This is a genomic window from Halobellus sp. GM3, from assembly GCF_052545375.1.
Map to the genome: position 1 here is coordinate 297,473 of NZ_JBQWLT010000003.1, position 25,793 is coordinate 323,265.

The 25,793-nt window shown below is 65.0% G+C and carries 28 protein-coding genes and 3 pseudogenes; 11 read left to right on the forward strand and 20 right to left on the reverse strand.

What is annotated here, in order from left to right:
* Window positions 1–162: 162 nt before the first annotated feature.
* Together ACT3HL_RS06820 and ACT3HL_RS06825 are read right to left on the reverse strand one after the other, a co-directional pair.
* Window positions 163–402: a DUF2249 domain-containing protein gene (locus tag ACT3HL_RS06820; protein ID WP_445086063.1), complete on the reverse strand. Its 240-nt coding sequence runs from the start codon at window positions 400–402 to the stop codon at window positions 163–165.
* Between the two features lie 60 nt (window positions 403–462).
* Window positions 463–699: a hypothetical protein gene (locus ACT3HL_RS06825; RefSeq protein WP_445086064.1), complete on the reverse strand. Its 237-nt coding sequence runs from the start codon at window positions 697–699 to the stop codon at window positions 463–465.
* A gap of 141 nt (window positions 700–840) precedes the next feature.
* On the opposite strand from ACT3HL_RS06825, the pseudogene ACT3HL_RS06830 reads away from it, so the two are divergent.
* Window positions 841–1,630, forward strand: a pseudogene (locus tag ACT3HL_RS06830) (RNA-guided endonuclease InsQ/TnpB family protein).
* A gap of 58 nt (window positions 1,631–1,688) precedes the next feature.
* On the opposite strand, the gene ACT3HL_RS06835 reads toward ACT3HL_RS06830, so the two are convergent.
* The 5 genes from ACT3HL_RS06835 to ACT3HL_RS06855 all read right to left on the reverse strand — a co-directional run bounded on the left by ACT3HL_RS06835 (window position 1,689) and on the right by ACT3HL_RS06855 (window position 4,725).
* Window positions 1,689–2,300 carry a hypothetical protein gene (locus tag ACT3HL_RS06835; RefSeq protein WP_445086065.1) on the reverse strand — a complete coding sequence of 204 codons (612 nt, stop codon included), beginning with the start codon at window positions 2,298–2,300 and terminating at the stop codon, window positions 1,689–1,691.
* A gap of 216 nt (window positions 2,301–2,516) precedes the next feature.
* Window positions 2,517–2,840 carry a CGCGG family putative rSAM-modified RiPP protein gene (locus ACT3HL_RS06840; protein ID WP_445086183.1) on the reverse strand — a complete coding sequence of 108 codons (324 nt, stop codon included), beginning with the start codon at window positions 2,838–2,840 and terminating at the stop codon, window positions 2,517–2,519.
* A 260-nt stretch (window positions 2,841–3,100) separates the two neighbouring features.
* Entirely contained in the window at window positions 3,101–3,454 is a 354-nt protein-coding gene (locus tag ACT3HL_RS06845) for a CGCGG family putative rSAM-modified RiPP protein (RefSeq protein ID WP_445086066.1), read from the reverse strand.
* 57 nt (window positions 3,455–3,511) lie between these two features.
* Window positions 3,512–3,925 carry an SRPBCC family protein gene (locus ACT3HL_RS06850; RefSeq protein ID WP_445086067.1) on the reverse strand — a complete coding sequence of 138 codons (414 nt, stop codon included), beginning with the start codon at window positions 3,923–3,925 and terminating at the stop codon, window positions 3,512–3,514.
* Window positions 3,926–4,071: 146 nt separating this feature from the next.
* Window positions 4,072–4,725, reverse strand: a complete 654-nt coding sequence (locus ACT3HL_RS06855) for a helix-turn-helix domain-containing protein (RefSeq protein WP_445086068.1) — start codon at window positions 4,723–4,725, stop codon at window positions 4,072–4,074.
* A gap of 1,033 nt (window positions 4,726–5,758) precedes the next feature.
* Here ACT3HL_RS06855 and ACT3HL_RS06860 point away from each other — a divergent pair.
* From ACT3HL_RS06860 to ACT3HL_RS06870, 3 genes are all read left to right on the forward strand, one after another.
* Window positions 5,759–6,112 (forward strand): DUF7344 domain-containing protein, encoded by a 354-nt coding sequence (locus ACT3HL_RS06860; RefSeq protein ID WP_445086069.1) that lies wholly within the window; start codon window positions 5,759–5,761, stop codon window positions 6,110–6,112.
* Between the two features lie 177 nt (window positions 6,113–6,289).
* On the forward strand, window positions 6,290–7,756 hold the full coding sequence (locus tag ACT3HL_RS06865) for a DHHA1 domain-containing protein (protein WP_445086184.1): 1,467 nt from the start codon (window positions 6,290–6,292) through the stop codon (window positions 7,754–7,756).
* A 141-nt stretch (window positions 7,757–7,897) separates the two neighbouring features.
* A complete protein-coding gene (locus tag ACT3HL_RS06870; protein ID WP_445086070.1) occupies window positions 7,898–8,683 on the forward strand; it encodes a CBS domain-containing protein in 786 nt (261 codons plus the stop codon).
* A gap of 11 nt (window positions 8,684–8,694) precedes the next feature.
* On the opposite strand, the gene ACT3HL_RS06875 is transcribed toward ACT3HL_RS06870, so the two are convergent.
* The 4 genes from ACT3HL_RS06875 to ACT3HL_RS06890 form a co-directional block, all read right to left on the reverse strand.
* Window positions 8,695–8,871, reverse strand: coding sequence for a hypothetical protein (locus ACT3HL_RS06875; RefSeq protein WP_445086071.1), 177 nt, complete (start codon window positions 8,869–8,871; stop codon window positions 8,695–8,697).
* A gap of 93 nt (window positions 8,872–8,964) precedes the next feature.
* Window positions 8,965–10,167, reverse strand: a complete 1,203-nt coding sequence (locus ACT3HL_RS06880) for an AAA family ATPase (protein WP_445086072.1) — start codon at window positions 10,165–10,167, stop codon at window positions 8,965–8,967.
* Between the two features lie 10 nt (window positions 10,168–10,177).
* A complete protein-coding gene (locus ACT3HL_RS06885; RefSeq protein WP_445086073.1) occupies window positions 10,178–12,340 on the reverse strand; it encodes an acetate--CoA ligase family protein in 2,163 nt (720 codons plus the stop codon).
* An 81-nt stretch (window positions 12,341–12,421) separates the two neighbouring features.
* Window positions 12,422–12,739: a hypothetical protein gene (locus ACT3HL_RS06890; RefSeq protein WP_445086074.1), complete on the reverse strand. Its 318-nt coding sequence runs from the start codon at window positions 12,737–12,739 to the stop codon at window positions 12,422–12,424.
* 306 nt (window positions 12,740–13,045) lie between these two features.
* On the opposite strand from ACT3HL_RS06890, the pseudogene ACT3HL_RS06895 reads away from it, so the two are divergent.
* Both ACT3HL_RS06895 and ACT3HL_RS06900 read left to right on the forward strand, forming a co-directional pair.
* Window positions 13,046–13,579: pseudogene (locus ACT3HL_RS06895) on the forward strand (histidine kinase dimerization/phospho-acceptor domain-containing protein); the annotation flags it as partial.
* A gap of 137 nt (window positions 13,580–13,716) precedes the next feature.
* Window positions 13,717–14,040, forward strand: a complete 324-nt coding sequence (locus tag ACT3HL_RS06900; protein ID WP_445086075.1) for an ATP-binding protein — start codon at window positions 13,717–13,719, stop codon at window positions 14,038–14,040.
* A gap of 31 nt (window positions 14,041–14,071) precedes the next feature.
* Here ACT3HL_RS06900 and ACT3HL_RS06905 read toward each other — a convergent pair.
* Window positions 14,072–14,535: pseudogene (locus ACT3HL_RS06905) on the reverse strand (YbaK/EbsC family protein).
* Window positions 14,536–14,721: 186 nt separating this feature from the next.
* On the opposite strand from ACT3HL_RS06905, the gene ACT3HL_RS06910 reads away from it, so the two are divergent.
* Window positions 14,722–15,567 carry a ZIP family metal transporter gene (locus ACT3HL_RS06910; RefSeq protein ID WP_445086076.1) on the forward strand — a complete coding sequence of 282 codons (846 nt, stop codon included), beginning with the start codon at window positions 14,722–14,724 and terminating at the stop codon, window positions 15,565–15,567.
* 45 nt (window positions 15,568–15,612) lie between these two features.
* On the opposite strand, the gene ACT3HL_RS06915 is transcribed toward ACT3HL_RS06910, so the two are convergent.
* The 5 genes from ACT3HL_RS06915 to ACT3HL_RS06935 all read right to left on the reverse strand — a co-directional run bounded on the left by ACT3HL_RS06915 (window position 15,613) and on the right by ACT3HL_RS06935 (window position 19,492).
* On the reverse strand, window positions 15,613–15,897 hold the full coding sequence (locus ACT3HL_RS06915) for a DUF7545 family protein (RefSeq protein WP_445086077.1): 285 nt from the start codon (window positions 15,895–15,897) through the stop codon (window positions 15,613–15,615).
* A 163-nt stretch (window positions 15,898–16,060) separates the two neighbouring features.
* Complete coding sequence (locus ACT3HL_RS06920) at window positions 16,061–17,485, reverse strand: MATE family efflux transporter (RefSeq protein WP_445086078.1); 1,425 nt, start codon at window positions 17,483–17,485, stop codon at window positions 16,061–16,063.
* 117 nt (window positions 17,486–17,602) lie between these two features.
* A complete protein-coding gene (locus ACT3HL_RS06925; RefSeq protein ID WP_445086079.1) occupies window positions 17,603–17,968 on the reverse strand; it encodes a response regulator in 366 nt (121 codons plus the stop codon).
* Window positions 17,969–18,019: 51 nt separating this feature from the next.
* On the reverse strand, window positions 18,020–18,259 hold the full coding sequence (locus ACT3HL_RS06930) for a hypothetical protein (RefSeq protein WP_445086080.1): 240 nt from the start codon (window positions 18,257–18,259) through the stop codon (window positions 18,020–18,022).
* Window positions 18,260–18,382: 123 nt separating this feature from the next.
* The gene (locus tag ACT3HL_RS06935) at window positions 18,383–19,492 is read right to left on the reverse strand and encodes an FAD-dependent oxidoreductase (RefSeq protein WP_445086081.1); all 1,110 of its coding nucleotides are present in this window, start codon (window positions 19,490–19,492) and stop codon (window positions 18,383–18,385) included.
* A 203-nt stretch (window positions 19,493–19,695) separates the two neighbouring features.
* On the opposite strand from ACT3HL_RS06935, the gene ACT3HL_RS06940 reads away from it, so the two are divergent.
* Window positions 19,696–19,983: a DUF357 domain-containing protein gene (locus ACT3HL_RS06940; protein ID WP_445086082.1), complete on the forward strand. Its 288-nt coding sequence runs from the start codon at window positions 19,696–19,698 to the stop codon at window positions 19,981–19,983.
* A 68-nt stretch (window positions 19,984–20,051) separates the two neighbouring features.
* Here ACT3HL_RS06940 and cysS read toward each other — a convergent pair whose 3' ends face one another.
* Both cysS and ACT3HL_RS06950 read right to left on the reverse strand, forming a co-directional pair.
* On the reverse strand, window positions 20,052–21,542 hold the full coding sequence (gene cysS / locus ACT3HL_RS06945; protein ID WP_445086083.1) for a cysteine--tRNA ligase: 1,491 nt from the start codon (window positions 21,540–21,542) through the stop codon (window positions 20,052–20,054).
* Between the two features lie 27 nt (window positions 21,543–21,569).
* On the reverse strand, window positions 21,570–22,097 hold the full coding sequence (locus tag ACT3HL_RS06950) for a DUF7523 family protein (RefSeq protein ID WP_445086084.1): 528 nt from the start codon (window positions 22,095–22,097) through the stop codon (window positions 21,570–21,572).
* 472 nt (window positions 22,098–22,569) lie between these two features.
* Between ACT3HL_RS06950 and ACT3HL_RS06955 the strand changes: the two genes are divergently transcribed.
* The 3 genes from ACT3HL_RS06955 to ACT3HL_RS06965 all read left to right on the forward strand — a co-directional run bounded on the left by ACT3HL_RS06955 (window position 22,570) and on the right by ACT3HL_RS06965 (window position 25,506).
* Window positions 22,570–23,397 (forward strand): AAC(3) family N-acetyltransferase, encoded by an 828-nt coding sequence (locus ACT3HL_RS06955; protein ID WP_445086085.1) that lies wholly within the window; start codon window positions 22,570–22,572, stop codon window positions 23,395–23,397.
* An 86-nt stretch (window positions 23,398–23,483) separates the two neighbouring features.
* Window positions 23,484–24,377: a CbiX/SirB N-terminal domain-containing protein gene (locus tag ACT3HL_RS06960; RefSeq protein ID WP_445086086.1), complete on the forward strand. Its 894-nt coding sequence runs from the start codon at window positions 23,484–23,486 to the stop codon at window positions 24,375–24,377.
* A 67-nt stretch (window positions 24,378–24,444) separates the two neighbouring features.
* On the forward strand, window positions 24,445–25,506 hold the full coding sequence (locus tag ACT3HL_RS06965) for a DR2241 family protein (protein WP_445086185.1): 1,062 nt from the start codon (window positions 24,445–24,447) through the stop codon (window positions 25,504–25,506).
* Between the two features lie 56 nt (window positions 25,507–25,562).
* Here the strand turns inward: ACT3HL_RS06965 and ACT3HL_RS06970 are convergent, their stop codons facing one another.
* Window positions 25,563–25,793 carry a DUF7508 domain-containing protein gene (locus tag ACT3HL_RS06970; protein WP_445086087.1) on the reverse strand — a complete coding sequence of 77 codons (231 nt, stop codon included), beginning with the start codon at window positions 25,791–25,793 and terminating at the stop codon, window positions 25,563–25,565.

Below are 25,793 nucleotides of genomic sequence, written 5' to 3' on the forward strand. Positions count from 1 at the left end.
GAACCGACGACGACCACCTCGTCGTCACCGCCCGCTGAGTGGCGCGATACAACAGTATGCTGCGAGAGTCTGGTCGTTCCCTCATACTGACTTGTTCTCGTCTTGTACCGGTGATTGCCGCCAACCGAGTGGGCGATCACCGGTAAACAGTGAGTACAATCATTATCGGGCGTGTTCAATACGGACGCGCCAGTGATCCGGATCACGCTGCTCAGTCTCGTACTCGAACCCGCGCTCTGTCAGGACCTCATACAGCGGTTCAGGTTCGAAACTGTTGATGAGCAGTAGCGTCTCCGCCTCCGAGAGTTCACCAAGTGCGGTCATAATCGGATCGAACGGCTGACCGTCTATCTCTCGAACATCGAGTACTACGTCCGCGTCAGTGTTCAGGTCGACACTCATAGAGACATATTCACGACCTGTCGTCCAATACACATCCCCGACTATGTTCGGACGAACTCGCTACGCGATGCGACAGCCATCGTCGTCTTGTCTCGTCTGCGGGCAGCGATCGATGCGGGGATGGTTGACCAAGTCACGCAATCGCTTGATAGCCTCAGGAGGAAGCGTATAGCCGATATCGTAGGACTGGTCCTCGTTGAGGTCCGCGGAGGGCTCCGATTCGAAAAAGTCCTCGACGACGCAGAGTCCCCACGCGAGTTCTCGGGCAACCTCCCTGCCTTTATCGGTCAGCTTCACAGAGATACAAGGAGGAAGCCCACGACTTTAGTCGTGGGAGGAATCCGACAACCCTCGACACAATCCACGAGCAATAGCAGTCTGACTCCCCACCGTGAGCTGTAAAATTTATAAAGATTTAATTCTATATGTGAAACACGGATGGAGGACGTGATTCGTACCGTCAAAGTCAAACTCGACGTACCCGACGAGCGGTGCGACGACATCCATCAAACCAAAACCCAGTTCCTCCACTGTGCGAACACCACCGCAGCGTGGGCGTGGAGACACCCGAACGACTACTGCGTGACCTCGAAACAGAAAGCAGAGAACGCTCTCTACGAACAACTCCGAACCGAGACGGAGTTGACCGCGAATCTCGTCCAGAAGGGGATTCGACGGGCTATCGAGGCCACGAAAAGCGGTGTCGCCCGACTCAAAAAAGGCGACAACACCAGCCAACCGCATTTCGATGCGTGGAGCGTCGTCTACGACAAGCGAAGTGCGACATTCCACCGTGACCGACATTCGCGAGCGGATGGCTGGTGCAAAGCGATTCCACGCGTGGGCGTTCCGACGCCTCTACCAGTACACCGAGTACAAGGCTGAAATGTTCGGCATCGAGGGTGAACAGGTGAGTCCTGCGTACACGAGCCAACGGTGTTCATCGTGTGGGTTTACCCACGAGACCAACCGGCGGTCGAAACACCAATTCGTGTGTCAGAAGTGCGAGTACGAACTGAACGCGGATTACAACGCGAGCAAGAACATCGCTCGCAAGTTGTTGAAACGTCTCCATTCGGGGCAGACGTCTTCGGATGGAGGCGCACCCTGTCAGTGTGCGCTAACGTCAGGGACGCTGAACCTGAAGGGCGATTACACCGCCTCCGTCGATTCGACGGCAGAAGGGGAGTCCACTGACAAGCCCACGACTTCAGTCGTGGGTAACTGACGCCGGTGTATGCATACGCAACGAACTCGATGTGGAAACCGATACTCTCGCCTCCCGCTCAGAACGGCGCCTGAGGACCACGGCTGGCCTCCTCTTCTGTCATTGCACGCTCCATCGGGTTCGAGCCGATCTCACGGGCTTCGGTCGGTTCGGCTTCGGGGTCGCCTTCTTCGAGGAACGTCGTTTCGAGTTCCGCGAGCTGTTCGTTGATCGCTTCGCTCTGGTGGTGCATCGGCGCCGACCGGACGCGAACGAGGTCGTACTCGTGCCGATCCGACAGGCCGTTCCAGGCCCTGAACGATCCGATCGTCAGCGTGTGCGTCTGCGGACAGAACGGCGTCGTGGGGGTGAATTCAGCCCGCAAGACGGCGTCGACGTCGATGGCGTCGTCGGCGTCGGGTGATTCCACCGCATACCGATACCCCGCGCCGGGATGGCGCGTATCGAGGTTCAACCGTGCGAGGTTGTAGTTGAACGTCATATCGTACACCTTCCGTTCCTCGAAGAGTTCACGCGTCAATCTGTGGAAGCTGACGTGATCCGGCCCAGCCAAGATGTTGTGTCCGTCGAGAAACGGCCCTGGCCTCGGAACGTTATCAGAGACGAATTCGTCGTAGGAGTCGAAGAGCTCGTCGTCCTCGCCCCCGAACGGGGATGGGAACCCGGGCATAGATTATCGTACGGTCTCGAGTGACGTGGTTAGTACTCCGAATATATTCAAGAACGTAGATTTAGACAGGAAATCGGAAGTAGCTCCATCTTCGTATGCGGAGAAATTGAGCCGGCCGAAAGATCGCTTCTGACGGTCGCTATAGTAGCGTTTGCACGTCTTCACGCATCCGATCGCACGACTGCGTGCGATCGAATGCGCACTCAGTTGCAAACGCTAATAGGGAACGTGAACTCTAATGACGTGTCCCCCGCAGCCACACTGTTCGATGTATTCCCACTCAACGTCGTCACCGCCTTCGCTCTCTAACACGTCGTAGAGGTAGCCCTCTGGATGACCGTGGTTGGCGTGTGTGACGAGGTTCACGTGGTTGCCGGGCGCGGTGTGTTCGATCGCCGAAAGGGCTTGGTCGACTACCAGCTGCCGATCATCGGCGTGTTCCGGTTTCTCGAGGTTCGCCGACCACGAGTTGTCGTGAATCCGGTCGGTGACGGGCTGTGCGTCGTGGTCGTGATCGTGGTCGTCGTGGGTACTAGACATCGTTTCCATATAGACATACAGGAGCAGATGCGATAAATACCAGGCCGAATCCCGCGTGTCAAGACCAAAACGGGATCTCCCAGCGTATATCGATCACCTTGAATAAATCCGGATCACGGTGGTTATCCACCTCTCCTGACCGGCAATTATGCCGGGGATCGACTCGTACGTCGATGAAATCAGAGCGCCCACTGACCGGCAGACTCACACGAGGGGCGATCGATTGTGGGCCACGTATTGGATGGAACGCGCTCATCAGTCTACTCGACTTGACATCCTCCCCGCGCTAACGCGCGAGGCTTTCTCCTCGCACTTCCGTAAGCCCGGGTCACGTGGCCGCCGCATCTGCACTGTTTGACGTACTCCTCTCCCAGATCGCCGCCGAACCCGGTAGTGAGCGCCGGGTACAGGAACCCGCGGGGATGACCGTGAGTCCCGTGCGTGACCAAGTTCACGTGGTGGCCTGCTGCCGTGTGATTCACGGCGTCGATAGCTTTGGCGGCGACGAGGTCGGGACCGTCGGCGTGTTTCGGCTTTTCGATATTCCCCGACCAAGAGTTGTGGGGAAGGCGGTCCGTGACAGATTCGACGTCGTCGCGTGAGACACTCGCCATACTGGCTTGTCGGTCACTGTCGACGGAAAGTAACGCGCCGAATGTATTCGCACGCTCTCACCGCGTGGCCGATTCAAGGTACTCTAACTGCGCTGTGAGTTCGACCCGCCGCTGACGCTTGATTATGGTTGCGTCCAAGAATTCACCTATGAGGGTGAGATCCAAGGCAAACTCCGTCGTCGCTACGGCCTCCGTTCCGTCAGGTCGCTCAGAGAGAACGTACGTCGTTCGCATCGTCTCGAAAATCCCCTCGCGCTGTTCGTACGTGAGGTCCCCTGCGGGGTCGTCGACGACGGAGAACGTGAGTTCAATTCGGATCGGGCCGACCTGATTTGCGACGTCTATGATGTCCCCGTCGACCGTCACTTCATCGAATCCAGCCGAACGTACGAACGGTTCAAGGTCGAACATCGCGTCGCGTACGGTCGTCGTCGGGGCGTCAAGGCGCCGACTGACCGAAACTGAGTTCATACGGAACATTCCCTTTCGGTGGGGATCATTACAGGCCCGAACGAGTTCGGGAGGTTCCGAAATCTTCCGGTGCGAACACGTGCGCGAGTATCCGTTGTCGTAGCAGTTGCAACACGTAACTGACCAGCGGGAAAATGTGTCGTTGGTCAACTGTCTTCAACGAGGGTGGAGATGATTAATCGCTGGATCCCACGTCGCAGAAGACCACTGGCCGCTGGCTTCGAGATGTCGAGCGTGTCCGCAACCTCGGTGAGCGTTACGTCGCGTGGGTCGTTGAAGTACCCAGCCTCGAATGCGACGAGTAACGCCTCGCGTTGCGTTTCAGTCAATCCAGCAGTTGTCTTTCCTAAACTCGCATACTCGTTTACCCGCCGAAGCTCGATGTCGATGCTGTTGTCCTGAGCGTAGTCCCAAATATCGGCCAGTTTGTCTCGATCGGGCATCCACAGCGAGATGAGCCACGCGTTGCCTTCGTTTTCCATCTCAAGCGCGACGCCGTCCGCTTTCGAGATCACCGGCGAGAACGTCTTTGCGTTGTCAGTATACTCAAAGCTGTAGATTGCCCTCTCAGCGGTGGTTTCGATGACTCGATTGAACGCGGCTATCGTGTGATCATTCCGTAACCCATCTTCGAATCGACAGAAGTCCGAGGACTCAACGTGGTATAGAAACCGCCCCGAGTCGGGATCAGTACCGGCTTCCGACACGGGCATAACTTTCGCACTTTGGTCGTGACTAACAGTCCTCGTGAGCACAATATCCGGATTCTCGACTCGGATGACGGCTTTAATATCGCTCATTAGTCCTCTACACGAGTGATTTCTAAGACGTGCTTCTCGCTCTATTTTCGTTTCCGAGGTACTTAATTGAAACACATCTTGTGACATTCACAAAAAACACCCGAGACTCCCGTAAGATGGTCCTTGAACTGGGTCGGTGAGAAGATCCGTGGGAAAACTAGTTGACTGCTTCCCCCACATCGCCACCCTTGCAGCGGTCCTATAGTCGCGTTTGCACGTCTTCACGCATCTGATCGCACGACCGCGTGCGATCGAATGCGCAATCAGTTGCAAACGCTACTATAACTTCTCAGACGCGGTGATTGAATAGGGCCGCCCAGATGCGCTCGATCCGACTCTCTTTGGAAGATGGTATGATGCCGACAGGGAGATAAAATTTTGATTCAGCGTCTTTGCCCGTCTCGCTAGTGCGACTTCTGTGTGCCATACAATTGAATAACGGGCCCAGAATAGCATCGAGATTTAGCTTAATCCGGTAATACATTTATAAGGCAGCTAGAGGGTCCCCCCGTATGTGCCGTCCCACTCTCTTGAACAATACAGATCAATCGCTTGCTTGAGCCTTATGGTATGCCAAAACAGCCCAATGAACGACAGCCCTGTGAGAATACTTGAAACGAATCTCGATGACGACAGAAACGTTGCTGCACCCCTGATACGTAAGTGAGCAGTGCGGGAGTTCCTACTAAGGTGAACCGCTTCGGGGTCAAGCCCCGGGGCATTCTCCTACACCGCTTGTAAACGCCCATTCCGACCGAGATGTCCAGTCAGTATAGTGCCCATATCCGCCGAGATTAGCTAAAACCCCACCTAACATAGTAGTCGTAATTTGAATTGAGGGCCCCTCAAAGCCAATTCATAATGTTTCGTCTCCACTTAGAATTGATGTGTAATTGTTCAGTCTTGGGTGATTTTCCAACTTGGATTTCACGTTCGGTTACGTCGATTTGGCCGAGAGAGCAAGTCTACTCACATATCGGTCGCCTGTGTAGTTCATCAAAGATTATTATATTCTGGCCATAATGTGCGTGTTATGCTGGCACAACGACCTAACACAGAAAAGACGGACTATGCATTGGATGCATTATCTCATATCTGCCGCCGCCGATTGCTGTTCGAACTCTATGAGGAAGTGAACTCGGGGGAAGGAGAGTCTATCAACTACACTGGTATCCCACTGCTCAGGACAGAGAGGAGACGCATACTACTACATCACGCCCACCTTCCCAAACTCGAAGAATTAGGATACATCAACTGGAAGGAAGGGGAACAGACGATACAGAAAGGTCCTCGATGGGACGAAATCGAACCACTTCTCGAACTCATTTACTCTCACCTGGATGAACTCCCCCCGTTCCTCAGGGGAATACCACCCAAGAGGAACTGAACGAAACGCTAAGTCGTTCGTCTGACTTGCACACCTTTTTGGTCCAGCTTTTTGCGAGGAGTGCGAGACGGCTCGCCGTCTCGCTTCCCCACGGGCGACTCATAGGTCGCCCGTGGAGAGCGGTGCGCCGCAGGCGCACCCGACGAAGTAAAAAGGTGGGGGTCCAGAGAGATGGGTATGCAACGGCGGTTGGTCCTCGGGTGCGGAGAGGCCGCGCGCGAGGCCATCGAACGCGTCGCCGAGTGGCCCGGCGAACTGACGATCGTCACTCAGCGGGGCGACGTCGTCGACGAACTCGGCGGTACGAGCGTCGAGACGGTCCGGCGGGCGCCCGACGAACCCGAAGCGCTCCCCGCCGACGTGGATGTCGTTTTCGTGGCGAGCGACGACGCGACGACGAACGCCGACGCCGCCGAGCGCGCGCGTGCGGCCTACCCGGACGCCTGTATCGTGGCGTACCTACACTCCGGATCGTCCACGGGGGCGCGCGAACGGATCGAGGGCGTCGCAGACCGGGTCGTCGACGCCGAGAGAGCCCTCCTCGACCGCCTGCGGACCGTGACGAGCACGCCGGACGCGGATCGCCTGCACCGACTCGCCTCGGCGCTCCGACGAATCGACGGTCGAGTGGCTGTTGTGGCGCACGACAACCCCGATCCCGACGCGATCGCGAGCGCGCTCGCGCTGGCCCGACTCGCCGAGGCGGTCGGCACGCCCGCAGACGCGTGCTACTTCGGGGAGATCTCGCATCAAGAGAACCGCGCGCTCGTGAACCTCTTGGACCTCGAACTCGTCGAACTCGACGAGGAGGGAATCGAGCCCTACGCCGGCGTCGCGCTCGTCGACCACTCCCGACCGGGGGTCAACGACGGACTCCCGGCGGACACCGCCGTCGACATCGTCATCGACCACCATCCGCCGCGCGCGCCGATCGAGGCCGGGTTCGTCGACCTCAGGCACGATATCGGCGCGACGAGTACGCTGCTCGCGGACTACCTCCGCCGGGCGGGCATCCGGCCTACCGAGTCGCTCGCGACGGCGCTGCTTTTCGGGATTCGGGTAGACACCGACGACTTCTCGAGGGAGGTCTCGGCAGCGGACTTCGAGGCGGCGGCGTGGCTCCTCGAGTTCGCGGACCTCTCGCTTCTCGACCGGGTCGAATCACCCAGTATGACCGCCGAGGTGCTTGAAACGCTCTCGCGGGCGATCCGCGATCGCGAGGTCCGTGGCGACGCGCTCGCGTCGAACGTGGGCGCGATACGCGACCGCGACGCGCTCGCACAGGCGGCCGATCACCTCCTGAACATGGAGGGCATCCACGTGGTGGTCGTCTACGGGTTCAAAGACGGGACGATCTACGTCTCCGGGCGAGCGCGCGGGACCGACGTCGACCTCGGCGAGACGCTCCGCGACGCGCTCGGCGCGATCGGCAGCGCCGGCGGACACGCGGACATGGCGGGCGCGCAGGTGCCGCTAGGGATTCTCGCGGAGGTCGCCGACGAATCGACCGACGAACTGTACGACATCGTCACCGAAGTCATTTCGGGGCGCCTCTTCGAGACGCTCGAGAACGCGACGACGCTTCTCGACGTTGGCGACGACGAGATCGAGTGGACCCTCGAGTTCCCCTTCGAGGAGTGGTGAGCGATGCCCGACGAAGAGCCACTGCCGAACGAGACCGGCCGTCAGCGACGCGGTGGGACGGACAGCGCTCCCGACGGCGAGCGGGCGGACGGACGACCACGGGGGAGTACCCTTTTGCGGGGCGACGGTCTACTGTCGACGATGAGCGGGAGACCCAAAGTGAACGAATACATGACGCGGGAGGTGCAGACGGTTTCGCCGACGGACACGGTCGCGGATGTGGCGCGCCGGATCAAAGAGAGCGAGGGCCACAACGGGTTTCCCGTCTCGGAGGGCCGGAAGGTCGAGGGCTTCGTCACCGCCAGCGACCTCCTCCTCGTCGACGACGACGCGCCGATCTTCACGGTGATGACCGAGGACATCATCGTCGCGCACCCGAACATGGACGTCATCGACGCCGCGCGCGTGATCCTGCGGTCGGGGATTCAGAAGCTCCCGGTCGTCGACGACGCGGACAACCTCGTGGGGATCATCTCGAACACCGATGTCGTCCGCTCCCAGATCGAGCGCGCGACGCCCGAGAAGGTGGGCAAACTGATGCGGACGCTCGAGCAGATCCACGAGGTGAGCGTCCACGAGGAGAACCGAACCGTCCGACTGAGCGCGCTCACGCCGACGCAGGGGCGCGTCTACGCCGACGAACTCGAAGGACGGCAGTACGAGCTCGAACGGGGGCTCGCAGAGCCGCTCGTCGTTATCGACAACGGCGGGGAACTCCTGCTCGCGGACGGCCACCACCGCGTGATGGCCGCCAGCCAGCTCGGCATCGAAGAGATGGAGGCGTCCGTGATCGTCCTCGATGAGGCGGTCGATCTCGGGATGCAGAAGACGGCCGAAAAAGAGGGCCTCTTCTCGATCGACGACATCGAGATCTTAGACTACGGTCGCCACCCGCTCGTCGAGACGACGCGGCGGTTACAGCGGTAGCTCGATCCGAATCAGTCCGCGACGCCGCCTTCGACCGCTTCCGCGGCGTCGAGGCTCGCGAGCGGCCCCGTTCGCGCCCCGCACTCCGGACACAGGGGATACCCGAGGTCGTCGTATGCGACCGAAGCCGTCGGCACCGCTGCACCACAGGCGGCGCACTCGAAGAACGTCGGCCAATCGAACTCCATACCCCCACTTCGTCGGCATCGGTAATAGTTAATCAGTGGTTTATTTCGGCGTTGTCCCGGTAGGAAATGGGCCGAACGGCCCGTCTAATGCGTCTAATTACCCCTTTTCGAATTCTTTCGACTATCGTCGTCTCCGGCCTGTGTGTCCGCGTCGTCTCCGGTCTGTGCGTCTCCGGCCGACTGCTCTTCACTCCCGTTCGCTGTCCGGCCGTCACCCGTGGTGGACGCGGTACGGTCCGGCCCGACGAGCGCGTCGATATCCGCGTGGTCGTAGAGGAGTTCGCGCATCCGCGCGATGGTCTCCTCGTCGCGAGCGCGACCGGTGTTGACCACCGCCTCCGCGCGGTCGACGACCGAGAGCGTATCGCCGGTGACGAGAAGGAGGGGAACGCCCTTCGCTTCGGCCTTACCGAGCACCGCTCCGGTCGGCCGGTGCCCGCCGGTCAGGATGACCGCCTTGACTCCCGGGGCCTCGAGCGCCGCGGCGATGATCTCAGAGCGGTCGCCGCCGGTGATGACCGCGGCGTTCTTCGTACGCCGAAAGTGCCTGAGCGCGGCGTCGCCGCCCATCGCCCCGACCAGAAAGCGCTCGATGTAGGCGTCGCCGTCGCCCTCGGTGAGGCGGTCGCCGCCGAGTTCCGCGGCCAGTTCCGAGACGGTGACGCCCGCGAGGTCGCGCTCGCGGGGCACGACGCCGAGGACGGGGATTCCGCGGTCTTCGAGGAAGGAGACGGCCTCCCCCTCGAGGCCGTCGAAGGCGGTGTCGCTCACGCCGTTGAACAGGATTCCCAAGAGCCGGTCACCGAACGCGTCGGCGGCCGCGAGGACCGCGTCGAGATCGCCGGGCGTCTCGTAGTCGGCCACGAGCAGGACGTCGGCGTCGAGCAGCGCCGCGACGTCGGCGTCGGTCAGGTCGACGATACCGCCGGTGGTCCAGTCGCCGCCGCCCTCGACGAGCATCAGGTCGGTTCCGGCGGCGAGGTCCTCGAAGTGCCGTCGGACGACAGCGGCCAGTTCGTCGGGGGACTCTCTGCCCCGGACCGCGCCGTCGACGAACGTCGGCGAGTAGACGATCGGCTCCATCTGGTGGATCTCGCTTTCGAGCCCGAGGAGCTCGCGGGCAAGAAGCGGATCCTCATCGAGGGTCTTCCCCACGTTCGACTGGAGCCGCGTGCCCTTCGGTTTCATGTATCCCACGGTGAGGCCGCGTTCCTGTGCGAGCCGACCGAGCGCGAGTGTGATTGCCGTCTTGCCGGTGCTTTCCGCGATCGAGGTGACGAGTAGGGTGTCGTGCATTGGTGGTACCTCAGTGGTGTTCGCCGGTCGCTTTCCGGGGGTCGTCGCGGTCACCGTGGGCGCGCCCGTCGCTGGCCCGTCCCAGTTCGTCGGGGTCGACGGTGAGCCGTACGTCCACGGCGCTGACGCCCTCGGGCGCGGCGACGAGGGGGTTGATGTCGAGTTCGAGGATCGCCGGGAAGTCGGTCACGAGCTGTGAGAGCCGCTGTATCGTCTCGACCACGCCGTCCACGTCGACGGGCTCGCGGCCGCGAGCGCCTCGCAGAAGCGGCGCGGCGTCGATCTCGCGCGTCATCGCCTCCGCCTCGGACCCCGAGACCGGCGCGACCCGGAACGTCGTGTCTTCGAGCGTCTCGACGAAAATGCCGCCGAGACCGAAGAGCAAGAGCGGTCCGAACTGCGGGTCGCGGTTCACCCCGACGATGGTCTCGACGCCGGCGTCGAGATCGACCATCTCTTGGATCTGTACGCCGAGAATCCTCGCGTCGGGCTGGTAGTTCCGCGCGCGCGAGACGAGGTCCTCGTAGGCGTCGGCGACCGACTCGTCGGAGACGCCGACCTTCACGCCGCCGATGTCGGACTTATGCAGGATGTCCGGACTGACGATCTTCATCACGACGTCGCCCTCGATCTGTTCGGCGGCGTCGAGGGCGTCCTCGGGCGACTCGACGATCTCGCCGTCGGGGACGTCGATGCCGTAGGCCTCGAGCAGCCCCATCGCCTCGACCCCGAGCCGCGCGTCGTCGCGTTCGACCACCGAGGAGAGGATCGCGCGGGCGCGCTCGCGGTCGACGTCGAACGACGCCGGCGCGTCGTACTCGCGCTCGGCGATGTCGCGGAAGCGCGAGAGGGCGTCGAGTCCCTGCACCGCCCGGGAGGGATCGAAGTAGTTGGGGATGCCGGCGGCCGAGAGGACGTCCTCCGCGGGCGCGACCCGCGCGCCGCCCATGAAACAGGCGGCGACGGGCTTCCCGTGTCGCTCCTGTAGCCGCGCCGTGTCCGCGGCCAGCCGTTCGTAGTCGAGGACCGCCGTCGGGCACGCGAGGACGACGACGCTGCCGACGTGGTCGTCCCCGAGGACGACGTCGACAGCGTCACGGAACCGCTCGTTGTCGGCGTCGCCGACCACGTCGACCGGGTTGTAGACGTTCCCCTCCGGCGGCAGCGTCTCCGAGAAGGCCTCGAGCGTCTCGTCGGTGAACGACGCCAACGAGAGCCGGGAGTCGCCGACGGCGTCGGTAGTCATCACGCCCGGGCCGCCCGCGTTGGTGACGATGGCGACGGCGTCGCTCTCGGGGAGTGGCTGGCTCTCGAGGACGCGCGCCGCGTCGAACAGCTCTTGGACGGAGTCGGCGCGGATGACGCCGGCCTGTTCGAGGCCGGCCTCGTACGCCTGCTCGGCGCCGGCGATGGTTCCGGTGTGGCTGGAGGCCGCCTGCGCGCCGGCGTCCGTGCGTCCGGACTTCACGAGGACGATCGGCGTCTCCCGCGTCACCTCGCGGGCCGTCTCGATGAACGTCCGCCCGTCGTCGATCCCCTCGAGGTAACCGATGATGACGTCCGTGTCGGGATCGTCGCCCCACGCCTCAACGAAGTCGGACTCGTCGAGTACGGCCTCGTTTCCAAGCGAGACGACGTCTTTGAAACCGATTCCCTGATCGTTCGCCCAGTCGAGGACGGCCGTGATGAACGCCCCCGACTGGCTCATAAAGGACATCCGTCCGGCCGTGGCGTTCTCGGGCCCGAACGTGGCGTTCAGCCCGACCGGCGTCGACATGATCCCGAGGCTGTTGGGACCGACGAGACTGGTGCCGTACTCGGTCGCGACGTCGATCAGGTCGCGTTCCCGTGCGGCCCCGTCGGCTCCGGTCTCGCTGAACCCCGCCGTGATCACCACCGCGTTGCGGATCCCGGCTTCGCCGGCCTCGCGGACGACGTCGACCGCGATCCCCGGCGGGACGACCACGACGGCGAGATCGGCGGCGGCGGCGCCGACCCCGTCGACGGCGGGGATGCCGAGGACCGACTCGTAGTTCGGGTTCACGGGGACGACGTCGCCCTCGAAGGACGCGAGTAGGTTCTCCATAATCGCCCGCCCGACGGATCCCTCGCGCTCTGTCGCGCCCACGACGGCGACGCGGTCGGGCGCGAACAGCTCGGATAGCTCACCCATCGACGGTGACTACGTCGCCTCGACGGTTAAATTCGGGTGGGCCGCACCCGGACGTGCGACGGGGAACGGTTTGTGGCGCCGCTAAATCGTCTCGTTCGGCCCGTACTGCTCGCGCGTACGCTGCGCCTCGGCCGCGTAGCGCTCGCGTTCGTCCGCGTCGGTAACCTCGCCCAGACTCGACTCCCGCGGGCGCAGCGACGCCGTGGTGTCGCGGGCGTCGTCGAAACTGGTCAGCGCGCGCTCTTTTCTGAGGTACCGAGAGCCGTCGGGGGTCGCGTACACGAGGATGACGATGTTCTGCTCGTCGTCGGAGTACGTCCGCTCGACGAGCCAGACGCGTTCACGGTCGGCCGCGTCGGTTCCGGCGCGTCCGCCGTCGGCGGTGGTATCTCGGCTCATCACACCGGAGGGTACGGTCTTGTGAGGGATATACTATTGTGTTGGGAACAACCCGGTGGAATGTCGATCGCACGCTGTCGGCGACCGCGTAGGTGAACGTGCGCGAACCCCCCGGAATCCCCCGAACGGGGCGATACTCGATACGCACACACGAAACCGATTCCGTCCGAACCGGGACACCGGTCGGGTCAAATCGAACCAAAACCGGTGGGAAATATGCGTGCGATTTACATAACGGAGCGCTGTACGCAGCCCATGGCCCGAGACGACGGTCCGATCGACCTCGAAACCGTCTCTCGAAACCAGATGGAGCCGGTGTTCGCGATCGACGCCGAGGGGACCATCGCGTTCGCCAACGAGCGCTTCTACACCATCTCGGGAACCTCCCCTGAGGACGTACTCGGCGCTGAGTACGGGCGGTTCGAGGCGGTCGTCGAGTACGGCTTCGAGCTGTTTCGATCGGCCGTGGAATTGGTCCTCGCCGGGGAGTCGATCGAGGAGCGCGTGGAGCTGTCGATGATCCACCCCGAGGGTGCCCCCGTGCCGCGCCGGCTCCCGGCCGAGACGCGGATCACGCCGATCGAGTCCGGCGGGCAGTTGGTCGGCGCTCTCGTCTCACTCCGGACGATCCGCACCCGGAAGAAGTACGAGAAACAGCTCAAACAGCAGAATGAGCGGCTGTCGGAGTTCGCGAGCGTGGTCGCGCACGACCTCAGAAACCCGCTGAACGTCGCGGAGGGACATCTCCGGCTCGCCGCCGCGGAGTGTGACTCTGCGCACTTGGAGTCGATGGACGACGCGATAGCTCGGATGTGGGCCATCATCGAGGACACGCTCACGCTCGCGAAGCAGGGACGACACGTCGGCGAGAAAGAGCGCGTTCCCCTCGACGCGTTCCCCTCGACGCGTTCGTCGACCGGTGTTGGACCACCGTGGGGACCGCCGACGCGACGCTGGAAAACGACGCTGGTGCCGCGGTGCTGGCCGACTCCGACCGCCTCCAGAACCTCTTTGAGAACTTGTTTCGGAACGCGGTCGAGCACGCCGGCGAGTCGGCGACCGTCCGCGTCGGCCTCCTCGACGGACGCGGCTTCTATGTCGAGGACGACGGGGCCGGCATCCCGACCGAGGAGCGCGATCGCGTGTTCGATCTCGGTCATTCGACGGCCGATCGGGGCACCGGATACGGCCTCGCGATCGTCAAGTGGATCGCCGACGCCCACGGCTGGGAGGTCTCAGTGACCGACGGGACAGAGGGCGGGGCGCGCTTCGAGTTCACCGACGTGGAGTTCGCCCGGTAGCGACGCCGCCGGCCGTCAGAGGTCGCGCTCTTCACATCTCGACCGGGGTGGCCGAAGCGACGCGCCGGAGCTCGTCGGGGTCGATCGGGAACACCGCGGTCGGCGCGCCGGCGGCGGCCCAGACCGTCCCGCAGTCCAGGAGCGACTCGTCGAGGAGGAGGGGAACGTCGGCGTCGTGACAAACCGGCGGCACCCCGCCGATGCTCCACCCGATCACCGAACTGATCTCGTCGGGGTCAGCCATCGCGACGCTCTCGGCGTCGAGGTGCGCCGCGAGTCGCGATGGCTGACTCGGTTGGCGCCGCTCGTCACCACCACGACCAGTTCGTTGTCCGCCTCGAAGACGAGACTGCTCGCGATCTGTCCGACGTCGCAGCCGACCGCCGCCGCCGCGTCCGCCGCCGTCTCCGTGCCTTCGGGGAACTCCTCGACGTCGAGATCGAGGTCGTAACGCTCCCGCGACCGTTCGAGGAATTCGAGCGCTCGTCGGTGCACACGCTCTCTGTGCGGACGATCCAAAAGAGTGCTTCGACGGTGCGCCAGAAACCAATCAAAATTAATATCATTAATCATCGTGCCACCACTGATAGGTCGCTGAACGGGAGATTATCCACCGATTTAGGCTGGCCAAAACAATCAGAAATGTGAAATATTTATGGTCGTCGCCGCGCTAGCGTTCGTATGGTCGAACTGTGGTCGTTCGCGTTCGTCTTCGTCGCGGGCTTTATCACCGCGCTAGCGACGGGGCTGGGGGCGCTACCGTTCTTTTTCGTCTCGGACGTGAGCGACCGGTGGAACGTCACGCTGTGGGGGATCGCCTCGGGGATCATGCTCTCGGCGTCGGTGTTCGGACTCGTCTTAGAAGCGCTCGGGGCGTACGTGGAAGTGACGCTTTCGGGGATCTCCGCCGAGCCGATCCCGCAGCGGCAGCTCGCGCTCCTCGTGGTCGGGCTACTGGCGGGCGTCGTCCTCGTCTACGTCGCCCACGACCTCATCGAGGCGGCGGAGGTCGACCCGAAGCAGTACGCCGAGGCGGACTTCAAGAAGCTCGTGCTCATTCTCGGCGTGCTGACGATCCACTCGTTCCCCGAGGGCGTCGCCGTGGGCGTGTCGTTCGCGGACTTGGGCATCGAGGGCGGGACGCAGATCTTCGGGTTCGTGGTACCGCTGCTGGCGATTTTCATGACGATCGCGATCTCGATCCACAACATCCCCGAGGGGGTCGCGATCTCGATCCCGCTGCGCTCGATGGGGGTCGAAAACTGGAAGCTCGTGTGGTGGTCGGTCTTCTCCAGCCTCCCACAGCCCGTCGGCGCGGTGCTGGCGTTCTACTTCGTCCGCACGGCGCGGGAGTTTCTCCCCGCCGGATTCGGCTTCGCGGCGGGCGCGATGATCTATCTCGTGTTGACGGAGTTCATCCCGGAGGCGCTGGACGTCGGCCGGCGGCTTCCCGGCGGCGGTCGACGCGAACTGCTCGGCGGGATCGCGGCGGGCGTGCTCGCGATGGTCCCGCTCGCGTTCGTCTGAGGATACGCTCGCGAAAAAGGCGACGCCGGACGGGGGCGTACGCGTTCAGTGACTGTGGCCCATCGCCTCGCCGAGGGAGACGCCGAAGCGCTCCTCGAAGAGCGCTTCCATCTTCTCGTTGAGTGCCTCCAGATCGGCGGGTGTCTCGCCCTGGCTGTGGTGGACGACGCCGTGTGCCTGCTGGGCGAACGACTGGATGAGCAGGTCCCCGACGACGACCGTCGGCGACTCGCCCTGTTCGGTGAAGACGTCGACGAGCCCCGCGGGGAGCTCGATCTCCTCGACGTCGCCGTTCGGCGCTTCGACTGTGTAGGTCTCAGTGTCGACCATACGCCCTCTCCGGCGGCTCGACATAAGGGTCTGTGGGAATCGGGCGGGATTCCGTCGAGGAGCGGCGACACCCGACTGTCTCATACTGAGTTTGCTCACTTTTTACCGGTGAGCGCCGTCACCGGGGTGGGCGCTCACCGCTACGAGACGAGAACACGCAGTATCAGTCGCCGACGCTCGGCCGGTAGCTTCGGCTGATCGCCTTCCAGCGGTTCGACCGGAAGCGCCAGAGGTTCACCACCATCGGCACGGCGGTCTCCGCCAGCAGCGCGAGGAGGAGGCCGCCGATCCCCAGCGCCGGGACGACGGTGCCGAGCCACGCCGCCGGAAGGGCGACGAGATACAGCCCCGCGAGCGCCGCGAGGAACGGAACCTGCGTGTCGCCCGCGCCGCGCAACGCGCCCGTGACGGACCCGTCGACGCCCATCGCGATCACGCTGATGGCGGCGACGCGAACGAACTGGGCCGACAGCGCCCGGTCGGCGGGGCGGTCGACGAAGATCCCGGCGATCGGGTCCGCGAAGGCGACGACGGCGGCGGCGGCGGCGACGTAGATCACCGCGGACAGCCGGACGATCCCCCAGCCGATCGCCTCGGCTTCGCCCTCCGCGCCCGCGCCGAGCTCCTGGCCGACGAGCGTCGACGCCGCGATCGAGAAGCCCCACGAGAAGCTCTCCAGCAGGGCGCGGACCTGACGGCCGACGCCGATCGCGGCGACGGCGATGGGGCCGAACGTCGCCGCGATCGCGAGGAGCGGAAAGACCACCAGCCCCTGTGCGGCCCGCCGAGCCACGAGCGGCGTCGAAACCCGAGCGATCTGACCGAGCAGTTCGGGATCGAAGAACGGCCGCGCGAGCGTGAGCGGAACGGGGCTCGCGCCGCGGCCGCGGAGGTAGGTCCGGCCGGTCATCCCCCACGTGAACACGACCGTCACGAGGGCGGTCGCCAGCGTGGTCCCGAGTGCGGCCCCCGCGACCCCCATTCCGAGGCCGAGGACGAACGCCGCCGACAGCACGATGTTGGCGACGGCCCCGCCGGCGCGCACCGCCATCGGCGTGAGCGTGTCGCCGATGCCCGCGTACGTCCGACTGGCGATCAGGTTCAGGAACTCGAACAGGAGCGCGGGGCCGACGATGGCGAGATAGGTCGCCCCGTGACCGATGCTCTCGGGGTCGTCGCCGACGAGTCCGACGAGCGGCTCCGCGGCCGTCCCGTAGAGCAGGGCGACCGGCACCCCGAGGGCGACCGCGAGGAGCACGCTCAGGCGGACGACGGCCGCCGCGCGAGCGCTGTCGCCGCCGCCGTAGTTCTGTGAGACGAGCGCGACGGTTCCGCCGGCGAGGCCGATCGCCGAGAACTTCGCAACCATCCAGAAGGCGTTGGCGATCGTCAGCCCCGCGACGGCGGTCGGGCCGACGACGAGGCCGACAAGCGCGAGGTCGACCGTCCGCTTCGACATGATCGCGAAGCCGGTCACGATCCGCGGCCACGCCAGATCGACGGTCGGGCGGAGCCGGGACTCCTCGATGACGCCCGCCTCCTCCAGCGTTCTCGCGAGCGCGGAGCCGCTACGACGAAGCCGTGACACGGTCTCCCTGACGGCGCCCCGGTGCTAATCGTTTCCGCTCGCCGACGGTCCTGCCGGGAGGCGAATCGGTCGGCGCCGACAGGGCGGCTCCGCTCGGCGAGAGCGTGGCACGCGGCCTCACTCCGAAAGCGCCGAGCCGATCGCGTCGATGAGGTGCGCTCGGTCGTACGGTTTCGTCAGGTAGCCAACGGCCCCGGCCGTGAACGCCTCGAAGCGTATCCCCGCGTCCGTATACGCGGAACTGATGATCACCGCGGTCTCCGGGTGGGCGGACTTGATTCGGCGGGTCGCGTCCAAGCCGTTGCCCTGCCGGAGGTTCAGATCCATCAACACGACGTCCGGGCGGTTCGCCGCGACCGCCCGGTACGCTTCGTCTGCCGACTGCGCGGTCGCGACGACGCGGTGATCGTCGCCGATCAGAAACCCGATCAACCGTTCCTGTAACCCCTGGTCTTCGACGATCACCACGGTCCCTGATCCCATCGGCTGCGACTTCGTTGTCCTCGATCCGCGTCCAGCCGTGCGGTCGGGCATTTACTCGCTGGGTTCGATTCCGTTGGTCGGTAGTTCGTCGAGTTCGTCGAGTTCGTCGAGTTCGTCGAGTTCGTCGAGTTCGAGGGTGATGTCCCGATCCAGTTCTTCGAGTCGTTCCTGAACGACAGCCAACAGCTGACGAGCGCTGCGGATCTTGTAGTGAGCCTCCGAGTCGACCGTCTCTTCGAGTGCCGCCGCGAGCAGTCCGTCGATCGTCTCGAGCGTCGGATCCGACCTCATTGCCTCACGGTAGCGCGTACAGACGGATATGTGTGATGCCATCATATGTCGGGTTCGTCGAACACGACAGCCAGAGCGCCCTCCGCGTCTGAAATCGAATACCGGTCCCCGATAGGTCCCCGATCAGTCGCTCTCTGCGGTCGCGACCTCGCCGCTCGCGGCGGCTTTCTCCTCGCGCTTCAGTTCCTCGAGGTAGTCGTCGGCGTCGAGCGCGGCCTTCACGCCCATCCCGCCGGCGGTGGCCGCCTGCTGGTAGTGGGAGTCGACGACGTCGCCCGCGCCGAAGATGCCGTCGACGTCCGTCGCGGTCTGATTGCCGCCGGTGCCGCCGTGCGTCCGCAGGTAGCCCTCGTCGTCGAGTTCGACGCCCGTCCCCTCGAGATACGCCGTGTTCGGCGTGTGTCCGATGGCGTAGAACACCGCCCCGACGTCGAAGTCGGACTCCTCGGTCTCGGGATCGTCGATCTTGGCCGTGGGGTGGCCCTCGGGGTGGCTGACCAGCGTGACGTGGTCGACGCCCTCCTCTTTGCTCCCGTGGAGTTCCGTCACCTCGGTGTTTCGCATAATCTCGATCTCGCCCTCCTCGACTTTCTCCATCACGCGGTCGATCCAGTAGTCCTCCGCGCGGAACTCCTCGCGGCGGTGGACGAGATAGACCGTGGACGCGAACTTGGTGAGGAAGTTCGCCTCCTCCATCGCGGCGTCGCCGCCGCCGACGACCATTATTTTCTCGTCGCGGAAGAACGCGCCGTCGCAGGTCGCACACGTCGAGAGCCCGTAGCCCATCAAGTCGTCCTCGCCGGGGATTCCGAGCGTCCGCGCGGACGCGCCCGAGGCGGCGATGAGCGCGTCGGCCGTGTAGACATCGCCGTTCTTCAGCCGGACCGTGAAGGGACGCTCCTCGGTAGTACCAGACTGCGTCTGGTCTCCTGCCGAGCTTTGCTCGGCAACGTCGACCGACTCGACGATGCCGTTTTTGATCTCCGCGCCGAAGCGCTGGGCCTGCTGCTTCATGTTCTGCACGAGCTCCGGCCCGGAGATGCCCTCGGGGAAGCCGGGATAGTTGTCGACTTCAGTCGTCAGCGTGAGCTGTCCGCCGGGTTCGTCGCCCTCGAAGACGAGCGGTTCGTTGTTCGATCGCCCGGCGTAGATCGCCGCCGAGAGCCCCGCGATTCCGGAGCCAGCGACGATGAGCGGGCGGTGTTCGACGGCCTCGTCGGCGTTACCTGTCATACCCGTTCCTTTGTTCGACCCATCCTTTTAGGTTCCGCTGTCGTGCGCGCCGCCTGCCATACTGTATTGCTATATACCCACAATACTGATTGGTAGAGCGCAATCGCTCTCGGTCGTCGAACGTCGGCAGGTGCTGTCGCGAGCGGCAGCCGCCACTGGAGCCGAGGGACAGACATACGTATCGAGGGTCACTCTCCATAGCCATGCCCGCGGATCTGATCGAGAAGACGGACCGCTACGAGGGGATGTTCGCCGACGCGCTCGCGGAGGCGGAGATCGCGGTCCCCGAATCGACGCCGCTCGGCGAGGCGGCCGCAGAGATCCGGGAGATGGCGCGCTCGTACCTCGAAGACGGCCGGCACTTCCGCGAGAACGACGACCCGGTGAACGCGCTGGCGTCGTTCTCGTACGGCTACGGGTGGCTCGACGCCGGCGTCCGGATCGGGCTGTTCGAGATCCCCGACGAGACGCACCTGTTCACGACGGCGTAGGATCGCCACCGCGGCCGGAGAATGAGCCGCCACTGAGACGGGGACCTCTCCGTGAAAGCCTTCCCCAGCTACTCGAACCGGAACGTCGGGCCGTCGTCCCCGTCCTGTACCTCCACGCCGAGCGCCGCGAGGCCGTCCCGGAGCTCGTCGGCGCGCTCGTAGTTGCCGGCCGCACGCTCGGCCTCGCGGACGTCGAGGACGAGTTCGACCAGCTCCTCGGCGAGCGTGACGGTCCCTTCGCCTGCGTCGTCCCCGCCGAGCGAGAGCCCGAACACCCCGCCGCCGAGGTCCTCGAACGTCTCCACCGCCTCGCGGAGCGCCCAGTAGTCGTACGTCTCGCGCCCGTCGACGTGTCGGTTGACGGCCGTCGCGAGTCCGAGCAGCGCAGCCATCGCCTCGCGGACGTTGAAGTCGTCGTTCATCGCCTCGCGGAAGGACGCGCGCGTCTCTTCGACGGCGTCGCGGAGGTCGCCGTCCTCGACTTTCGCGTACGCGTCGGTACTGTCGCAGGCGTCGGTGGCTGCCTCGTAGGCGCGTTCGAGGCGTTCCCAGCGCTCCTCGGCCTCGCGCATCTCCTCGGCGCCGAACGTCTGCTCGCTGCGGTAGGCCGTCGAGGCGTAGAACGTCCGGACGACGTCGACGCCGTAGCGATCGAGGGCCTCCTCGACGGTCAGGAAGTTGCCGAGACTGGAGGACATCTTGTCGCCCGCGGTCTGCAGCAGGCCGACGTGGAGCCAGTAGCGGGCGAACTGCTGTCCCGTCGCGGCCTCGCTCTGGGCGATCTCGTTTTCGTGGTGCGGGAACACGAGGTCGCGGCCGCCGACGTGGATGTCAATCGTGTCGTCGAGGTGCGTCATCGACATCGCCGAGCACTCGATGTGCCAGCCGGGGCGGCCCTCGCCCCACGGCGACTCCCACGTCTGCCCGCAGGCGTCGTCGACGGGATCGAGCCCCTCGTGGCGGTGCTCGGCGACGTCGTCGGGATCGACCGCGCCGGCCTTCCAGAGCGCGAAGTCGGCGGCGTGGCGCTTCTCGGACCGTTCCTCCTCGAGCGCCTGCGACTCCATCTCCTCGAGGCGCTGATTCGAGAGTTTGCCGTACTCCTCGAAGGCGGTGACGTCGAAGTACACCGAGCCGTTCGACTCGTAGGCGTACCCCCGGTCGACCAGGGTCTCGACGAGGTCGACGATCTCGGGAACGTGCTCTGAGACCCGCGGGTAGACCTCCGCGCGCTTGAGGTTCAGCCCGCGCATATCGCGGATCACGTGGGAGACGAAGTGCTGTGCGACCGCGTCCTCGCTGTCGCCGAACGCGTCCTCGCCGATCCGCGCGACGATCTTCTCGTTGACGTCCGTGAAGTTCTCGACGTGGCGGACGTCGTAGCCCTCGTGGGCCAGCCAGCGGTGCATCACGTCCGCGTGCGCCCACAGGCGGGCGTGACCCAGGTGCGCGTCGTCCGAGACCGTCAGCCCGCAGACGTACAGCAGGACTTCGTCGTCGTTCCGCGGCTCGAACTCCTCGCGTTCGCCCGTCAGGGTGTTGGTCACGGACAGCGTCATCGCCAGTCCGTACTCGCGTCGTGGTTGTTAAATCGTCGGAACCGCCGCCAGCGCGTCCTCGACGAGGCGGAGCGCGTTCGGCCCGTCAGAGCGGGGCACGACGACGACGAGTTCGCCGCCCGCGACGCCCGCGGCGTCGACGACGACTTTCTCCGCGGCGAGGCGGTCGACGACCGACGCGAGCGCCCCCGCGTCCACGTCGCCGTCGGCGACGATGGCGGTCAGGCTCCCGTCCGCGGTCACGATCGACGCGTCGCCGACCGAGAGGATCGCCTCGGCGTCGCCGTCGACACCCGCACCGTCGGCGTCCGCGCCGACGTCGACGCCCGCGAGGCCGACGCCGCTCCGCATCCGGACGACGACGTCGCGATCGGCGGTCGCCGCGGGATCGAGGTCCTCGGAGAACCGCCGCAGCGCGGTCGCGATCGAGTCCGCGTCTCCCTCCACGTCGAGCGACTCCGCGGCGGCCGCGAAGTTCACCACGCCGGCTCGGAGCGCTCGGAGCAGCCACGGGCGGGCCCGGACGGCGGCCCGCGTCTCGGCGGCCAGTGACATATCCCATCACTCGCGGGACGGGAAGAAAAGTGCGGGGGTCGCTCGGGCACACACCCGATCGGGAGTGGGTTCGACCCGGGAGCAGCGGAGTATCCGGACGTTACTGCCAAACACCCACCACACCGGTGTGGCGAGGTGCTCCTCCCGCCGAGAGCGGCCGTCCCCCTCGATCTGCTCTCGTTTAATAGACCGATAACGCGACTCCGGCTCGGTAAACGGGGTATTCACCGATTTACAAACGGCCTACGTCCCGTTCGAAGCCTGTGCTCACCTTGGCAGCGTTCGCGAGGAGGGAACGCGGACCGTCGATTAGGGAGCGGCTCCAGCTGGCATCACGGGCCGGACGGAGCGTACCCGTCGTGTCACGACTCCGCGACCCGCGGCCCGCGGGTCGCCGAACTGACGTTTCCGCTGCGAACCGTTGCGCCCGGACGACGGACAACGCCGTATCGGGGTTCTCGGAGGGACGCGGATGGATATGACCGGCGGCATCGACCCGCTTCGGGAGCTCAACCGGTGGCAAGCGGTCGCGAGAGAGCAGTACGTGCGCCGAGTCAGAGAGCAGATCACGGACACGTCCGCGTCACCGTTTCCGTTCGCCGAGCTACAGTCGATTCTCGGGGACTACGACGACCCGGTCGTCTTTCTGCATATCGGACTGAGCGACGTGGCGGCCGCGTTCGGGAGCCAGTCGTACGACCGGCTCCGTTCCGAACTGGCGAGACAGTTCGAGAGCGTCTTAGTGCCGGGATTCACCCCGAGCTTTCGGGCCTCGGGAGTGTACCACAAGCGGTACTCGAAACCACAGGTGGGGGCGTTCTCCAGACTGTTTCTCGCCGACGCCGAGTACCGCACGGACGATCCGATACACTCGATCCTCGTCGGCGGCGATTACCGGTTCGAGGGCTGCGACCACCGCGATACGTTCGGAGAGAACGGCTGCTACGCACAGCTCGATTCGGATAACGTCCTGATCGCGAACATCGGCACGAACCGCCTCGTCTCGACGCCGTATCACTACATCTCCCTTCAGGCAGAGACGCCGTATCACACGACGGAGACCCACTCCGGCGTGATATACTACGACGAAGACACCCACGAGCGAATCACCCAGCGGAACGATACGTTCACCGGGATCTACAACTGGAGCCGCTGGAAGATGGAGACGTACCTCGAAGAACAGGGCGTCCTCGATAGCCGCGACAGAAACGGACTGAAGCTGTCGTTCTTCAGAGCGAACGACATGAGAAACGCGCTGGAACCGATGATCGAGCAGGACCCGTTCTATATGGTCGCCTGAGCGAGTCGCATGTGTCGTCTCGCGGTCCCGACGCGACCACCGCGCGGTGCGAAGTCCCTAAGGCCGCTCCGTCCCGAGCCCCGGGTATGCAAGCGCTGGTCATCGTGGCTCACGGGTCGCATCTCAACCCCGACTCGTCGGCGCCGACGCACCGCCACGCGGACACGATCCGCGAGACGGGCGCGTTCGACGAGGTGAAGACGGGGTTCTGGAAGGAGGAACCGTCCCTCAGGGAGGTCCTCCGGACCGTCGAATCCGAGGAGGTGTTCGTCGTCCCCCTCTTCGTCAGCGAGGGGTACTTCACCGAACAGGTGATCCCGCGGGAGCTCCGCCTGTCTGGCTGGGACGTCTCGGCGTGGGGTTCCGACGGACTGAGCGCGAACACGGCGACGCTCACCGCGGCGGACACCGGCCAGACCGTCCACTACTGCGGGCCGGTCGGCACGCACGAGGCGATGACGGACGTGATCGTCCGACGCGCGGAGACGGTGACGGGCGATCCCGACGTGGGTAAGGGCTTCGGCCTCGCGGTCGTCGGCCACGGCACCGAGCGAAACGAGAACTCCGCGAAGGCCATCGAGTACCACGCCGAGCGCGTCCGCGAGACGGGGCGCTTCGAGGAGGTGCAGGCGCTCTATATGGACGAGGAGCCGGAAGTCGACGACGTGACCGACTACTTCGAGAGCGGGGACGTCGTCGTCGTGCCGCTGTTCATCGCCGACGGTTTCCACACCCAGGAGGACATCCCGGAGGATATGGGGCTCACCGACGACTACCGCACGGGGTACGACGTCCCCGCCGACGTCGGCGGCCACCGCATCTGGTACGCCGGGGCCGTCGGGACCGAGGGCCTGATGGCCGACGTCATCCTCGAGCGCGCCGCGGACGCCGGCGCGGACATCGAGGCGGCCATCGCGACCGTCCGCGAGGCGACCCGCGAGACTGACGGCGTCGGGGAGACGCCGACGGCGGGTGACTGACGTGTCCGAGACGGGGTCCGATCGGGAGCGCTCCGGTCCCGAACGAGACAGTGTGACCGACGAGCAGATGGAGGCGCTGCTGGACCGCATCGAGTCCGGAGCGGACCCGGTCGATTTCGACGGTCTGCGCGCGGGCACGGACGATGCGGGCTACGCGCTGGAGATCCCGGAACGGGACGTGGGGCACCGCGGTCTCGACGAGTCCGCGTTCCGCGAAATCGCGCGCGGGGACGAGGCCGCGCCGTACGTCACCAACTGGCACTACTGGGAGGTCGCGGTCGGCCGCCGCGGCCGGCACCGGCGGGCGTTCCTCCGGCACGCCGAGGCGGCCGACGAGCGCTCCGTTCCGAGGCGGTATGCGGAACTCCGGTCGGGCGTGCGGACCGAGTGGGGACAGGTCGTCGTCACGGCGACGCTCGGCGAGCACGGGGCGCGACGCTACGAACTGCGCCACGTCGACGACGTGGGTGCCGACCCGGACGACCTCGACGACTACGAGGACCCACTCGACGCGCGCGAGATCGCGACCGAGGACGACCGCGGGCGCTATCGACCGCTGAAGACCGCGCCGACGCTCGTCCCGGGGTGGCGCTTCCCCGACCTCGACGGCCGCGACGCGGTCGGGGCGCTGGACGTGTTCTACCCCGCGTCGGTCGCGAACTGGAACCTCGAACGCGAGGGCGAACTCGACGTGACGCACTGGCGGGAGACCGCCGAGCGGCAGACGGGGATCTACGACGTCGTCGAGGACCTGCCGCCCGAGGCCGTCGAGTGGATGGCGGAGGCCTGTTGCGTCGACTCGCAGTGTCTCAAACGGCGGGAGTGGGAGTACGACGAGAGCCGGGAGCTCGGCGTCGACGGCGGGGCGGGGCCGTTCCCCTGCAGGGAGCCCTGCTCGCTGGTCGTCGCGGCCGCGCGCAAGTGGACGAGGCTCGAAGCGGAGGAGACCCGAACCTACGAGTTCGACCTCACGCCCTCGGAGAGAGAACAGATCGAGGAGATCGTCGACGCCGTCGCCGACGGCCGGGTCGACGAGATCCGCGAGGCGGACGTCGGCGAGGGCGCGAACCGGTATCGAGCGCGCTACCTCCGGGCGAAGCGCTTCGACGGCGACCGGTCTGGCGATTGATCGGGCGACTGATCCGGCGATCAACGGGGCGGCCGCGAGGCGGCTTTCCCCCTACCCTACCGCTCTTCGAGCAATCGCTCGGCGTGTTCGGGCGACTGCGCGCGCTCCCACCGGACGCGCTCGGCGTCGCCGTACGCCAGCTCCTCGCGCAGCGTATCGGGGAGGAAGCCGGCGACGGCGCGGGTCACGTCCCCGTCGGCGTCGCCGAACTCGACGAGCCCGTACGCGTCGGGAGCGGATCCGACAGTCGACCGCGTCAGCGGCTTCCAGCGCTTTCTGAGCGCCAT